This window comes from Nitratireductor sp. WH36-1, assembly GCF_058725515.1.
Map to the genome: position 1 here is coordinate 1,485,984 of NZ_CM178970.1, position 14,262 is coordinate 1,500,245.

Consider the following 14,262-nt stretch of genomic DNA (forward strand, 5'->3'; position numbering starts at 1 on the left):
GGCTTGTACCGGGCCTGTAACTGAGAGCAGCTACGCGCCTGCCTTGTCCCTTGCCGGCGGTGCATCATAGGCTTCGTTCTCGCCATAAGCGGCGGTGGCCGATGCCAGATCCGTCGTGCCTTCCCGATGGTTCTGCATAAGCACGATGCTTTCTGATGCCTCCGGTTTTGCAATGCGCGAGAGCATGGAGGCAAACTGTTCGTTTCTCTGCACCTCGACTGCGGCGCGTCTTGCCCATGCTTCAACAGCTATGTCGTCATCGGCCTTTGCCGGTGCGAAGCTTCCGGAACTCGCCTGATATGTGGAGGGGCCGCCGCGCGCATCTGACGCTGCCGCTGGCTGCGCGCCCGGTCTTGCGCCTGATGCCGGTGTGCCGGACGTGTCCGCCGCCGCCGGCGACTGGCTGGTTCCACCCTGTGCTGGCGTGGCGGAAGACGGTTCGGAAGTGGAGGGCGCGGGGGCCGGGGCCGGGGCCGGTGGCCTGGAGGTGTGTCCGCCAATCAGCGGCAGATTCAAGATATTGCCGAGCAACAGGGTCTATCCTCTTTTCTGGTCGATGCGTTTGGGCGGTTGGTTGCGCCCGTTGTTCTCTTGCTACCAGAGGAGGATTTTGAAACCGTGTCTGCCTTCTCTACAATTTGATGAAAAAGCCCTTCTTTCAGGGCTTTCCTGTTGTTCAGGCCGCTGCCTGAGAGTCAATATCTGGACGCTGGCTCGAAGCGCTTCCGGCTTTTGCTGCATTCGTGCTGGCATGTTTGCGCACGACACGCAGGACGGCATTCAAGAGGTCAACGTCGATGTAATACAGCTGGGAGAGCTCGGCGGGGACCTGATCGAGCTTTATGCCGCTGGACAGGAGGCGTTTGACCTCCGCAACCATCTCGGAAGGTTCGGTCAGGCGGTCCTTGATACCGTTATCGGTTGAATGGCGCATGGAATTCTCGTCGGTTTGAATGACACTGACGCAAAAGAGACCCAACGCTGAACAAGAATACCGCCAAGAAATCGACCGATTGGCGGCAAGATTGTGACTGTCCCCACTAACCACCGGGGCCGCCAGAATCGCTGTAATTATGCGCGACCTGTGTTTGTGCGCAAGAGCAAGATTCAACCAGAGGCTAGGGCCCTGACCCTGGAGCCCGGCTAGAACGAGAATGACGCCTGGGCTGGCTCCGCATTCGGAGAGCGGGCGTTCTCCATGGCCAGCATCTTCTGCTTGGTGGCGATGCCGCCATGAGCCGAAAATCCGCCGATCTTGCCGCCGGCTGCCAGAACACGATGGCAGGGTATTATGAGCGGCATGGGATTGCGCCCCATGGCTGCGCCCGTTTCTCGGGTGGCCCTGGGAAAGCCGACGCTCTCGCAAAGCGCGCCATAGGTCGTGGTCTCGCCATAGGCGAGTCTGCGCATGGCCGTGTAGAGCGTGCTGTGAAACGGGCTGATGCCCGAGATATCGAGGGGAAACCCGGAAAAGTCCTCTTCGCTTCCCGCGAAGTAGCGTTGCGCCGCCGTCACGAGTTCTGCCACCGCGCCGGATGGGGTGGAAGTCGCGGCATCCGGCAGCCGGGCTTTCAGCTGCTGCTCAACCGCGTCAGGCTCTGGCGTTGGCAGGACAAAGCGCACGAGGCCGGCATCGCTCCAGCCTGCGCCGCAAAAGCCGAAGGCGGTTTCAAACACATGATGGCCGGGCACGGACAAGGCGCTTCCATTCCGATCGTTTCGCGGCCCAGCTCTAACATGGATACATTCTGGCACGAAGAGTGAACGAAGGGGCACCTGACAAATGATTGCCTTACCCAAGGTTGCGCGATAGAAGGCGCGCGGGTGGGGACTCGTTGATCGAAGGAATGCGCCTTGCCTCTTTTCTCCCGTTATCTCGTTGCCGGACTTGTGATCGCGCTGCCGTCGCTGGCTGCATGCACGACCGCGGGGAGCGACGTTCAGGTGAAGGCTGATGCCGCTGAAAGCCGCGCTGATGCGCAGCTTGTGGCAAACAGCCTGGTGGCAGAGCAGGACGCCCAGATCAGCGATGGAGATGTGACGCCGGACGCCTTTGCGGGCCAGCGTCCGCCCAGTGCTGCCCTGACGGCGCTGGAGGCTGGCGGAAAGGTGTCGCCGGTTGCCCCGCGCAGCGCGGAGCTTGATGCACTGATCGCGCAATATGCGGGCATTTACGAGGTGCCGGAGCGGCTGGTGCGGCGTGTCGTCAAGCGCGAGAGCAATTTCAACCCGGCTGCCCGCAACCGTATCTACTGGGGTCTCATGCAGATCCGTCATGATACCGCGCAGACCATGGGCTACCGTGGGCCTGCTTCCGGTCTTCTGGATGCGGAAACGAACCTCAAATACGCAGTCAAATATCTGCGCGGCGCTTATATGACGGCTGACGGCAATGAGGACAAAGCCGTTCGTTTCTATGCAAGCGGCTATTATTACGACGCAAAGCGCAAGGGTATCCTTAAGGAAACCGGCCTGCGCAACTGACGTCAGCTGACGGCAAGAGATGTCAGCAAACCTGCCCGCTTCCCGCGAAATGCGGTTCAGGGCAATTGCTCATTGGTGTATTTCTCCGCGCTGTCGGATTCCGCCCCCCGGATCCGTCTTGCAGCTGACAACAGGCTGCCGGAGGAAGAGGCATGAACGATACTTTACCGGTTCAGACCGGTTCAGCGGCGCAGGACGCCGCGCAGCTCGCCATTTCAGTGCGCGGGCTCGTCAAGCGTTTCGGTGACGTCAAGGCGCTGGACGGGATCGATCTCGACGTGCCGCGCGGCATGATTTTCGCCATTCTCGGCCCCAATGGCGCGGGGAAGACAACGCTCATACGATTGCTGGCGACGCTTGCGCAGCCTGATGGTGGAACCGCGCGCGTCATGGGGCACGATCTGGCGACCGAGCCGCATGCCGTGCGCGGCGCAATCGCACTGACCGGGCAGTTTGCCTCGCTGGATGAGGATCTCACGGGGCGCGAAAACCTGGTCATGCTGGCGCGGCTCTGGGGCTTTGCCGGGCGCGCTGCAAAGGCGAGGGCGGATGAGCTGCTTTCCGCCTTCGAGCTTTCCGATGCGGCGAAGAAGCAGGTGAAGTCCTATTCGGGCGGCATGCGCCGGCGTCTCGACATCGCCGCTTCCCTGATCGTCACGCCGGGCGTTCTCTTTCTCGATGAGCCGACCACCGGTCTCGACCCCAAGGCGCGTCAGGGTGTCTGGAAGATGATCCGCGCGCTGGCGAAATCGGGTGTCACCATTCTCCTGACCACGCAGTATCTGGAGGAGGCGGACCAGCTCGCCGCCCGCATTGCCGTGATCGATCACGGTCGTAAGATCGCCGAGGGCACGAGCCGCGAGTTGAAGTCCGCAATCGGCTCGGGCTTTCTGCATGTGGCCGTTGCCGATACGGAGCGTCTCGACGAGGCCGAGGCCATTCTGGAGCATGCGCTGGAAGGCACGGCGCAGCGCAGCGCCGAGGGGGCGACGCTCTCTATCGTCGCCGGGTCTCCGAAAGCCGCCAATGAGGCTATCGCCATGCTGCTTGCGGCCGGCATTGAACTTTCCGATTTCTCCATGGGCTCGCCCAGCCTTGATGAAGTGTTCTTCGCGCTGACAGGCCAGCCTATCGAAGAGGATGCAGAGGGAGACGTGCCATGAGTTCCGCAGAGACTGGCCCTGCCATGCTTTCCAATGTGGCGCGGCCGCCGCGGCCTTCGGCTTCTGCAAATGCGCTGACCTTTGGCTGGCGTGCGGTGCTGAAATTCAAACATGTGCCCGAGCAGCTTTTCGATCTGATCATGACGCCGCTCATGTTCACGCTGCTTTTCACATTCGTTTTTGGTGGCGCGCTTGCGGGCTCGACCAGCGATTACCTCCAGTTTTTCCTGCCGGGCATTCTCGTGCAGACGGTGGTGTTCAATTCCGTCTATTCGGGCATGGGGCTTTCGACGGATCTGTCGAAGGGGCTTTTCGAACGTTTTCGCTCACTGCCCATCTGGTCCCTTTCACCCTTTGCCGGATTGATGGTCGGAGATGTCCTGCGCCACACGATTGCGGGCCTCATCATCCTGACTGTCGGGCTGGTTTTGGGATATCGGCCCGAAGCCGGGCTGACGGGCATCGTCGCCTCTTTCCTGCTGCTTATCGCAATCGGGTTTGGCACGGGCTGGATCTTCATCGTGCTCGGGCTTCTGATCCGCACGCCGATGACGGTGATGACAATCGGCTTCACCTTCATCTTCCCGCTGGTTTTCGCCTCCAACATCATGGTGCGTCCCGAAACAATGCCTGGCTGGCTGGAGGCCTTTGTGGTCCGGAACCCGGTTTCGCATATGACGACGGCTTTGAGGGGGCTGATGGCGGGAACGGCCACAGGTGGTGAAGTGCTCTTGGCGCTTTCTGCGCCGGCGTTTCTGACGATTGTTCTGGCGCCCGTGGTTCTTTGGCTCTACCGTCGCGATTAGGCGGTGTGTTTTGGTTGGTAGGAATAGAGCGCGCCCTATTTAGGGCGCGCTCCTGGTTGTCGAAACGCGCCTTGGTCTCCATCCTCTGTGGAACAAGGTCGAAACCTTTGTCCTGGTATTGGAAGAGGAGACAGTCGGGGCCTTCAGCGCAACCGCTGTAGTGGTGCAGTCGTCCCGGCAGGAAGTAGAATGATCCAGCGGGATAGTCTGTACGCTCGCCATCGACCACGGCGTAAAATGTGCCCTGCATCACCACAGTTGGAATGTCCCGACTGTGATAATGATACGGATTGCTCTTGCCGGCCGGAAACAGGACGAAAGCCTCGTAAGGGCTCTCGCCTGCAAGGTCGCCCCGAACATTCGCGTATTTTATGCCACCCGAATCCGGGAGCTCGATCCATTCGAGTTCGGATACGGGAAAGGAAATCATCCTTTTCTTGATCAATGCCTGGTCCGTACAGGCTGCTATCACAGCCAGCATTGCCACAAGAGGCAGGGCATGTCTTGCAAAGCGCTTCATTTCAGAAAAGTCCTTGGTGCTTTAAATGTGTGCGCGGGGCCTTGAAATACGGAGCCCCGGATTCGCGCTCTAACGGGTTTTCAGAGCGAGAATGGCCTTCGTGTCGAGGATTTCGGCAAAGGTGTCGGAAAGCGTCACCAGCGATGCCTCGTGTAGAACGTCGTGGGAAATCACCTTGCCATCCGGTCCGGTGATGTCGCGTGTAGCGCAGGCGTCGGAGGCAACGATCACGTCATATCCGAGCGGAACCGCATCACGCGCCGCTCCCGAAACACAGGCATGGGTCATCAGTCCGGCAATGACGAGCGTGTCGATCCCATCCACCTTGAGACGGGCATCGAGATCGGTGCTTGGGAACACGCTGACGGACGTCTTGCAAAGGACATGATGATGCTTTGCCGGCTCGATTTCCGGGTGAAATGCGACCGTTTCTCCATCTTGCGCGAAGATTGGCGCACCTTTCGGCGTTACATGCTGTATATGATAAACAGCAATCTTGTTCGCGTCGGCCCATGCGATCAGCTCAAGCGCTTTGGACAGCGCTGCTTCGCCATTGGGGACAGGCATTCTACCGGAAAAATATTCTTCTTGAAAATCAATAACAATAAGTGCGGTTTTTCCCGGATTTATCACCTCTTTCGGCGTGCTTCCTGTCATGGTTCTAATGGTCGGATGCAATGCTTCGGTCATCAATCTGCCTCTCGTTTATAGGGTCAGTTACGATAATTCGCTGCGTGATTACCAGTCGATTTGTAACGATCCGGAAAATCGTTTAACTGCCTTTCAGTCACAAGTGTCCCGGACGACAAAGAGCGATGGATTTGGGCCATGAAGGGGAGTGAAGGGGTGCACAGGATTGCGGTCGTGGCTTTTGAGGGGATCAGCCCGTTCCACCTTTCGGTGCCCTGCATGGTGTTTGCCGACGACCTGGCGCGCCTGACAGCGCCGCGTTACGCGTTGATCGTCTGCGCCGAGACACCGGGGCGGATCGGGACCACCTCGGGGATTTCATTGTTCGTGGAACACGATCTTTCGGCGCTTGAGACTGCGGATACAGTGATCGTACCGGCCTGGCCAGGGCCAGAGATCAGACCGCCTGAGGCGCTTCTCGAGGCTCTTCAACGCGCCCATGCACGCGGCGCGCGGCTGGTGGGGCTGTGCGTCGGGGCCTTTGTTCTGGCCGAGGCGGGCCTTCTCGATGGGCGACGGGCTTCCACCCACTGGGTGTTTGCGGAGGATTTCGCCGAGCGCTATCCGCATGTGTTTCTGGATCGCAGCGTGCTCTATGTGGATGAAGGCGATGTTTTGACCTCGGCGGGAACGGCTGCGGCCATCGATTGCTGCCTGCATCTCCTGCGGCGTGACCACGGGGCAGAGACGGCCAATCGCGTTGCGCGGCGCATGGTGGTGGCGCCGCATCGCAGCGGCGGACAGGCGCAGTATATCGAACAGCCGCTGCACAAGACGCTTCAGGGCGATCTTCTGAAGGAAACGCTGGAGTGGGCCGCCGGTAATCTCAGCGAGCCGCTCTGCCTTGACCGTCTGGCCGCGAAGGCGGCAATGAGCCGGCGCAACTTCTCGCGCCGCTTTCGCAAGGAAACCGGCACAACGGTGTCGCAGTGGATTCTTGCGCAGCGGCTGGCGCTTGTTCAGCGCCTTCTCGAAACCACGGACAGGCGGATGGAAACCATTGCCGAGGCGGCGGGTTTCGGGTCGGCCGTCACCATGCGGCAGCGCTTTGTTGATGCGTTCCGCATTTCACCCATGGCCTATCGACGGCAGTTTCGCACTGCCGGGGCGGATGAGCGCGCGCTTCCATAAGGAGAGCAAGGCGCAGCCGCCTGTCATTTGCGGGCGGCTGCGTAGTGTTGCTTGCGGTTAGCCGAAATAGCTCTGCAGCGGGCGGACTTCTAGGCTGCCGGCCTTGAGCGCCAGAATGGCCTCGGCCACGGCTTCAGCGCCCGCCATCGTGGTGTAGTAGGGCACCTTCTGCATCAGCGTTGCGCGACGCAGCGACTTGGAGTCCGACATGGCCTTCTGGCCGTCCGTCGAGTTGAAGACGAGCTGGACCTGACGGTTGCGGATGGCGTCCTCGATGTGCGGGCGGCCTTCCAGAACCTTGTTGATCTTCTCGGCTTCGATGCCGTTTTCACGCAGGAAGCGGGCGGTGCCGCCGGTGGCCAGAACATGCCAGCCGGCATCGGCCAGACGCTTCACTGCCGGCAGGACGCGAGCCTTGTCGTCGTCACGCACCGACACGAACAGCGTGCCTTCGCGCGGCAGGTCGACGCCGGCGCCGAGCTGCGCCTTGGCAAAGGCGAGCGCGTAATCGGTGTCGAGGCCCATCACCTCGCCGGTGGACTTCATTTCCGGTCCAAGCAGCGTGTCGACGCCCGGGAAACGGGCAAACGGGAACACGGCTTCCTTGACGGCGATGTGGCCCAGCTCGCGTGCATCCGGCATGGAGCCGTAATGCGAGAAGGCGTCTCCCAGCGTCTCGCCGGCCATGATGCGGGCTGCGATCTTGGCAATCGGGCGACCGATGGTCTTGGCGACGAAGGGCACCGTACGCGAAGCACGCGGGTTGACTTCAAGAACGTAGACCTCGCCGTTTTTCACGGCGTACTGCACGTTCATCAGGCCGCCGACCTTGAGCGCGCGGGCTAGGGCTGCCGTCTGGCGCTCCAGTTCGCTGACCAGCTCCGCGTCGAGCCCGTGAACCGGCAGCGAGCAGGCGGAGTCGCCGGAGTGAATGCCGGCTTCCTCGATGTGCTCCATGATGCCCGACACATAGGTCTGGCTGCCATCGGACAGGCAGTCCACGTCGATCTCGATCGCTTCGGTCAGATAGGTGTCGAACAGAAGCGGGTTCTTGGAGAGCAGCGTGTTGATCTGGCCCGTCTTGTCGGCCGGATATTTCTGGCGGATCTCCTCGGGCACCAGGCCGGGCACGGTGTCGAGCAGATAGGTCTGCAGCATCGTGTCATTGTGGATGATCTGCATGGCGCGGCCACCCAGAACATAGGACGGGCGCACGACCAGCGGGAAGCCGAGTTCGGAGGCCACGACACGGGCCTGCTCGACCGAGTAGGCGATGCCGTTTTTCGGCTGCTTGAGGCCAAGCTTGATAAGCAGCTTCTGGAAGCGGTCGCGGTCTTCGGCCAGATCGATCATGTCGGGCTCGGTGCCGAGGATCGGGATGCCGGCCTTTTCCAGCGCGTCGGCAAGCTTGAGCGGCGTCTGGCCGCCAAACTGCACGATCACGCCATGCAGCGTGCCCGCCGCCTGTTCGGCGCGCAGGATCTCCAGAACGTCTTCAGGCGTCAGCGGCTCGAAATAGAGGCGGTCGGACGTGTCGTAGTCGGTGGAAACCGTCTCCGGGTTGCAGTTCACCATGATCGACTCGTAACCGGCGTCGGCCAGCGCGAAGGCGGCGTGACAGCAGCAATAGTCGAACTCGATGCCCTGGCCGATACGGTTGGGGCCACCGCCAAGGATCACCACCTTCTTGCGGTCCGAAACGCGGGCTTCATCGGCCACTTCGCCCGCAAAGGGAAGCTCGTAGGTCGAGTACATATAGGCGGTGGGCGCCGCGAACTCGGCCGCGCAGGTGTCGATGCGCTTGTAGACGGGGTGCACGCCAAGCGAATGGCGTTGCTTTTGAATCTCTTCCGCCTCTTTCTTCGTGAGCGACGCGAGGCGTGCATCCGAGAAGCCCATGGACTTCAGCAGGCGCAGGTTTTCCGCGTCTTCCGGCAGGCCATGTTCGCGCACGCGTTCTTCCATGGCGAGGATCGCGGCGATCTGCTCCAGGAACCACGGGTCGATGCGGCACATCGTGTGCACGTCTTCAAGGCTGGTGCCGAGACGGATCGCTTCGGCGACCATGCGCAGGCGGTCCGGCGTGGGCGTGCCAAGGGCCGCGCGAATGGCGTTCTTGTTTTCCGACGGATCGCCATCGACGACATAGCCCGGGATCTCGATCTCATCGAGACCGGTCAGGCCCGTCTCAAGGCCGCGCAGCGCCTTCTGGAAGGATTCAGCAAAGGTGCGGCCAATGGCCATCACTTCGCCGACCGACTTCATCGCCGTGGAGAGAACCGGCTTGGAGCCCGGGAATTTCTCGAATGCGAAGCGCGGGATCTTGGTGACCACATAGTCGATGGATGGTTCGAAGGATGCCGGCGTCGCGCCGCCCGTGATGTCGTTCTCCAGCTCGTCCAGCGTGTAGCCGACGGCGAGCTTGGCCGCGATCTTCGCGATCGGGAAGCCCGTCGCCTTGGAGGCAAGTGCGGAGGAGCGCGACACGCGCGGGTTCATCTCGATGACGACGAGACGGCCATTCTCCGGATTGACGGCGAACTGAACGTTCGAGCCGCCGGTTTCCACACCGATCTCACGCAGCACCGCAATCGATGCGTTGCGCATGATCTGGTATTCCTTGTCCGTCAGCGTCAGGGCAGGGGCCACGGTGATCGAATCGCCCGTGTGCACGCCCATCGGATCGACGTTCTCGATGGAGCAGATGATGATGCAGTTGTCCGCGCGGTCGCGAACCACTTCCATCTCATACTCCTTCCAGCCGAGTACGGATTCCTCGATCAGCACTTCCGTGGTCGGCGAGGCGTCGAGACCGGAAGAAACGATCTCGAAGAACTCTTCGCGGTTGTAGGCGATGCCGCCGCCGGTGCCGCCCAGCGTGAAGGAGGGACGGATGATTGCCGGCAGGCCGACGAAGTCGAGCGCCTGCGCGGCCACGCCCATGGCGTGGTTCATGTAGCGCTGCTTGCGGTCGCTCTCGCCGAGGTTCCACTCGTTTTCCAGATCGTCCAGGGCTGCGTCGAGCGCTTCGTCGGAGAGCGTGTCTTTCAGCTCCTGGCGCTTGACTTCGTGCTTCTGGCGGTCGGCGTTCTTGACGTCGGATGCATTGGCCAGCATCGAGCGCGGCGTCTCGAGGCCGATCTTGGCCATGGCCTCGCGGAACAGCGAGCGGTCCTCGGCCTTGTCGATGGCGTCGGGCTGCGCGCCGATCATCTCGACATTGTAGCGCTCGAGCACGCCCATGCGGCGCAGGCTGAGTGCGGTGTTGAGCGCGGTCTGGCCGCCCATGGTGGGGAGCAGCGCGTCGGGGCGCTCCTTGGCGATGATCTTGGCGACCACTTCCGGCGTGATCGGCTCGATATAAGTGGCGTCGGCAAGCTCCGGGTCGGTCATGATGGTGGCCGGGTTGGAGTTCACCAGAATGACTCGGTAGCCCTCTTCTCGCAGCGCTTTGACGGCCTGGGTGCCGGAATAGTCGAACTCGCAGGCCTGGCCGATGACGATGGGGCCGGCCCCGATGATCAGGATCGACTTGATGTCGGTGCGTTTGGGCATGGAAGTACACTCGCGCGTAGAAGCCGTCGCCGCACGGGCGGATGCCGCGCGCAGGCCGGGCAAAAAATTGTCGGGCTAGGCGCGCCTTATAGGCAATGGGCGGCCCTGACGGAACCCCGAAAATGACGATTTCAACGCGACCAAAGGTTACGAAGGCATATTGTACACGGCAAGTTGCGCTTGTGAGGGGCGGGTGGCACCGTATCGGAGCGGGGGACGCTCATTTCTGCTGCCCCGATTCTCGCAGGCGCGGCATCTCAAGCCGGCATCAAACCGTTGGGAGCAGGCCATGGGCGCACATGAAGAAACTGCCACCTATCCGCCGCTCAACACGCTGAAGCCGGTGACGGAAAATCTTTGGATTGTTGACGGCCCGACAATTCCCTTTGGTCCGCCGGGTCTCAAAATGCCGTTCCCCACGCGCATGACGATCATCCGGCTGCGCGGTGGCGGTCTTTTCGTGCATTCGCCGACGCATATGACGGAGGATCTGCGTGCGGCCGTGGAGACGCTGGGGCCGGTTCGCTTCATCGTCGCGCCGAACCGCATCCATTACTGGTGGGTGCCGGTGTGGCGCGCTGCCTTTCCCGATGCTGAAATCTGGATGGCCCCGCGCATTCGCGAACAGGCCGGGGGCCACATCGACTTCCCGACACGCGAACTCACGGACGAGAACGGCTATCCGTGGGATGATGAAATCCGCACCCTGCCGGTTGCGGGCAGCTTCATGACGGAGGTGGAGTTCTTCCACATCGAAAGCCGAACGCTGATCCTGACGGATTTCATCGAGAATTTCGAGCCGCAGAAACTCAACTGGTGGCGGCGCATCATGGCGCGGCTTGGCGGCGTTCTTGCGCCGCAAGGCGCGATGCCGCGCGACATGCGCCTCACCTTCGCCAGCCAGCGCCCCGCGTTGAAACGGGCCGTGGAAACGATGATCGGCTGGGGACCGGAGCGTGTCATCATTGCACATGGCCGCTGGTTCGAACGTGATGGTGCGGAAGCGCTGAAGCGGGCTTTCAGTTGGCTTCTGCGTTGACCGGACGGATTAGCGCCTCACCGCCTATGGTTGCTTTACTTGGGTGGAAAGCTTGGCTGTAATGCTGTCTTTGAAGCCTTCCGCGCTTCCCGCGCTTCTGGAGGGCATCGGGGAGAGGAGCCAGCTTGATGGGAATGCGCGACTTGGGAATGTCAGGCATGAACCGCAGGCGCTTTATGGTCGGGGCAGGGGCCTTGGGAGCAGCAGGCCTGATCGGGCTGGAAGTGGCCGCAGAGCAGGTGCTCAAGGACATCAATGCGCTGAAGCCCGGTGAGTTCACCTGGCACCCGGACCGTCAGCCTTCAGGGCCGGTTGCGGTGGTCGTGTCGCTGCCGGAGCAGCGCGTGCATGTCTACCGCAACGGCATCCGCATCGCTGCCTCCACCTGCTCGACGGGCAAGCAGGGGCATGAGACGCCGACCGGTGTTTTCGTGGTTCTTCAGAAAGACAGGGACCATCGCTCCAGCACCTACAACAATGCGCCCATGCCGAACATGAACCGGCTGACCTGGTCGGGCATCGCGCTTCACGCAGGCAATCTGCCGGGATATCCCGCCTCGCATGGCTGTGTGCGCCTGCCGATGGCCTTTTCCGAAAAGCTCTTTGAGGTTACCCATCTGGGCACGCCGGTCATCATTTCCGGCGCGCATGGAGACCCCTGGGAATTGACGCATCCGGGCATGGTCCTGTCCGGTTATGCCGAGCATGAGTTCGAGAAGATCGAAGCCTCGCTGGACGGCAAGAAGCACCCGAAGGACTGGAGCGCGGCCGAGCAATATCCCGTTACCTCGGTGATTGCCTCATCCGCCGACCGGCGCATCATGCTTGTCGAGAATGGCCGCGTTCTGGCCGAGGGAGATCTGAACATCTCCGGGCGCGGGAAGCTTGGCAGCCACGCCTTTGTGCTTCACGGCGCTGATGGAGAGGCGCAGGGCATGAGCTGGTATGTCATCAGCCATGACAGTGGCGCGGATGGCAATTTCCAGCCCGAGCAGCGACTTCTGTCGCGGCTGACCACGGACAATGCCTTTTCCGCAGCCATGCATGACCGCATGCATCCGGGCATGGTGATGATTTTAACTGACGCCCCGCTTCATCCGGAAACACGTTCGGGCAAGGACTTTGTCATCATGTCCTGAGCCGCTTCGGATATGATTCTGACGGGAAACAATCTCTGGCGTTGTGGTGTATAAGCCGATAACTAGAGTTCACTGAAGACAACTGGGAATTGCACGCATGCGCTGGAAAGGCCGCCGTCAAAGCAGCAATGTCGAAGACCGCCGGGGCCGCTCGAGCGGCGGTGGTTCTTTACCGGGTGGGTTTGGTCGATCCGGCGGGCGCATAAGGTTGCCTTCCGGTGGTAGCAGGCGCGCCGGCGGCGGCTTGTCCGGGATCATTGTTCTTGTCGTCCTGTTCTTCGTTCTGCGGGCCTGCGGGATTGATCCGCTGGGCATGCTCACCGGTGAGCCGGGCGGAGGGAGCCAGACGACCACGACACAGCGTCAGGAGACTGGCGGAGCAAGCGACGAGATGAAGCAGTTCGTCAGCGTCGTTCTCGCCGAGACGGAAGACACCTGGAACGGCATCTTCGAATCCCAGGGCCTCGATTACAAAGAACCTTCGATGGTTCTGTTCAGCGATTCCGTGCGTTCGGCCTGCGGTTTTGCTTCGGCGGCGACCGGGCCATTTTATTGCCCCGGCGACGAGAAGGTCTATATCGATCTGAGCTTCTTCGATCAGCTTGCCCGGCGTTTCGGCGCGACCGGTGATTTTGCCCAGGCCTATGTCGTGGCGCATGAGGTTGGGCATCACGTGCAGAACGTGACCGGCATCCTGCCGCGCTTCAACCAGATGCGCCAGCGCATGAGCCAGGCCGAGGCCAACGCCATGTCCATCCGTGTCGAATTGCAGGCGGATTGCTTCGCCGGCATCTGGGCGCATTACACGGCCCAGAAAGGGCTTCTGGAAGATGGCGATATCGAGGAAGCGCTGAACGCTGCCAACCAGATTGGCGACGACACCTTGCAGCGCCGCACCCAGGGGTATGTGGTGCCGGAGAGTTTCAATCATGGCACGTCGCAGCAACGGCGGACATGGTTTGCGCGGGGGCTCAAAAGCGGACGGCTGGCCGATTGCGATACGTTCAACGATCCGATCTAGGCGCAAACCGGCTGTTCTGCTGCCACCCAAGAGGTAGATCTGAACATGTTTGGACCAGGACGAATTCTCGGCCTTGCCGTGGCTTTGGCATGTGGAGCCGCAACCTCGCAGGCGCCGGAGTTCGCACAGCAATACCGCCAGCGCCTCAATGGCGCCCTGCATGAACTGAGGCTGGTGGTCTCGGCTTTCGATGCCGACGCCACCCGGAACAACCTCACCCGTGAGAGAGCGATTGTCGTCTACGAAGAGGCTGGCAGCGACTTTCTGCGTGACCGCGCCACGTCCGTTCGTGTCGCGATCGGGCGGCTTGGCGATCTGGAGCGGCAGTCGGCTGCATTTGACGAGGCTTCGCCCGTTCTGCGGCCGCTTATCGTCGCGCGTTCTCCCGATGGACCGCTTCTACAGGGCGCGCTGGATGATTATGAGCCAGCCGTTCCATTGACGCTGCACGGATTTATCTGGACAGGCGTCGGTGTTCTATTTGGCTTTTCTGTAGTCTGGCTCCTGGGACTACTGTTCCGTAGAAAAAAGCATTACCCGGCTCACAATTTACGCGTGTAAAATTTACAACTCGCGTTTAACGTGTTTTTAAAAGCAGAGAAATAGATTGCCCCAAACAATAAAAGCTTGGGTGGGCATATGATTTCTCTTTTAGAACGCTTTTTGCGTTCCGGGACGCGCTTGTGTGCGCGTTTCGGAGCGGACCGATCCGGC

The 14,262-nt window shown here is 61.1% G+C and carries 12 protein-coding genes and 2 pseudogenes; 8 read left to right on the forward strand and 6 right to left on the reverse strand.

Annotation, left to right across the window (positions count from 1 at the left end):
* Positions 1–30: 30 nt before the first annotated feature.
* From AC4PTT_RS07120 to AC4PTT_RS07130, 3 genes are all read right to left on the reverse strand, one after another.
* Entirely contained in the window at positions 31–531 is a 501-nt protein-coding gene (locus AC4PTT_RS07120) for a hypothetical protein (RefSeq protein ID WP_492162388.1), read from the reverse strand.
* A 145-nt stretch (positions 532–676) separates the two neighbouring features.
* A complete protein-coding gene (locus AC4PTT_RS07125; RefSeq protein ID WP_113155749.1) occupies positions 677–934 on the reverse strand; it encodes a hypothetical protein in 258 nt (85 codons plus the stop codon).
* A 209-nt stretch (positions 935–1,143) separates the two neighbouring features.
* Positions 1,144–1,698 carry a methylated-DNA--[protein]-cysteine S-methyltransferase gene (locus tag AC4PTT_RS07130; RefSeq protein ID WP_492162389.1) on the reverse strand — a complete coding sequence of 185 codons (555 nt, stop codon included), beginning with the start codon at positions 1,696–1,698 and terminating at the stop codon, positions 1,144–1,146.
* 426 nt (positions 1,699–2,124) lie between these two features.
* Here AC4PTT_RS07130 and AC4PTT_RS07135 point away from each other — a divergent pair.
* The 3 genes and pseudogenes from AC4PTT_RS07135 to AC4PTT_RS07145 form a co-directional block, all read left to right on the forward strand.
* Positions 2,125–2,484, forward strand: a pseudogene (locus tag AC4PTT_RS07135) (transglycosylase SLT domain-containing protein); the annotation flags it as partial.
* A 152-nt stretch (positions 2,485–2,636) separates the two neighbouring features.
* Entirely contained in the window at positions 2,637–3,647 is a 1,011-nt protein-coding gene (locus tag AC4PTT_RS07140; protein ID WP_492162390.1) for an ATP-binding cassette domain-containing protein, read from the forward strand.
* On the forward strand, positions 3,644–4,453 hold the full coding sequence (locus tag AC4PTT_RS07145) for an ABC transporter permease (protein ID WP_492162391.1): 810 nt from the start codon (positions 3,644–3,646) through the stop codon (positions 4,451–4,453). Before AC4PTT_RS07140 ends, AC4PTT_RS07145 begins: the two co-directional genes overlap by 4 nt.
* Positions 4,454–4,667: 214 nt before the next feature.
* On the opposite strand, the pseudogene AC4PTT_RS07150 reads toward AC4PTT_RS07145, so the two are convergent.
* Both AC4PTT_RS07150 and AC4PTT_RS07155 read right to left on the reverse strand, forming a co-directional pair.
* Positions 4,668–4,973: pseudogene (locus AC4PTT_RS07150) on the reverse strand (cupin domain-containing protein); the annotation flags it as partial.
* Between the two features lie 69 nt (positions 4,974–5,042).
* Complete coding sequence (locus AC4PTT_RS07155) at positions 5,043–5,663, reverse strand: cysteine hydrolase family protein (RefSeq protein ID WP_206994117.1); 621 nt, start codon at positions 5,661–5,663, stop codon at positions 5,043–5,045.
* A gap of 138 nt (positions 5,664–5,801) precedes the next feature.
* Here AC4PTT_RS07155 and AC4PTT_RS07160 point away from each other — a divergent pair, with 138 nt between their 5' ends.
* On the forward strand, positions 5,802–6,794 hold the full coding sequence (locus AC4PTT_RS07160) for a GlxA family transcriptional regulator (RefSeq protein WP_206543967.1): 993 nt from the start codon (positions 5,802–5,804) through the stop codon (positions 6,792–6,794).
* A gap of 57 nt (positions 6,795–6,851) precedes the next feature.
* On the opposite strand, the gene carB is transcribed toward AC4PTT_RS07160, so the two are convergent.
* On the reverse strand, positions 6,852–10,349 hold the full coding sequence (gene carB, locus AC4PTT_RS07165; RefSeq protein WP_113155742.1) for a carbamoyl-phosphate synthase large subunit: 3,498 nt from the start codon (positions 10,347–10,349) through the stop codon (positions 6,852–6,854).
* Positions 10,350–10,638: 289 nt separating this feature from the next.
* On the opposite strand from carB, the gene AC4PTT_RS07170 reads away from it, so the two are divergent.
* The 4 genes from AC4PTT_RS07170 to AC4PTT_RS07185 all read left to right on the forward strand — a co-directional run bounded on the left by AC4PTT_RS07170 (position 10,639) and on the right by AC4PTT_RS07185 (position 14,109).
* On the forward strand, positions 10,639–11,388 hold the full coding sequence (locus AC4PTT_RS07170; protein ID WP_492162392.1) for a DUF4336 domain-containing protein: 750 nt from the start codon (positions 10,639–10,641) through the stop codon (positions 11,386–11,388).
* 158 nt (positions 11,389–11,546) lie between these two features.
* Entirely contained in the window at positions 11,547–12,527 is a 981-nt protein-coding gene (locus AC4PTT_RS07175) for a L,D-transpeptidase (protein WP_222474074.1), read from the forward strand.
* Positions 12,528–12,624: 97 nt separating this feature from the next.
* The gene (gene ypfJ, locus AC4PTT_RS07180; protein WP_206548195.1) at positions 12,625–13,548 is read left to right on the forward strand and encodes a KPN_02809 family neutral zinc metallopeptidase; all 924 of its coding nucleotides are present in this window, start codon (positions 12,625–12,627) and stop codon (positions 13,546–13,548) included.
* Positions 13,549–13,593: 45 nt separating this feature from the next.
* Positions 13,594–14,109: a DUF2937 family protein gene (locus AC4PTT_RS07185; RefSeq protein WP_283799569.1), complete on the forward strand. Its 516-nt coding sequence runs from the start codon at positions 13,594–13,596 to the stop codon at positions 14,107–14,109.
* Positions 14,110–14,262: the final 153 nt, after the last annotated feature.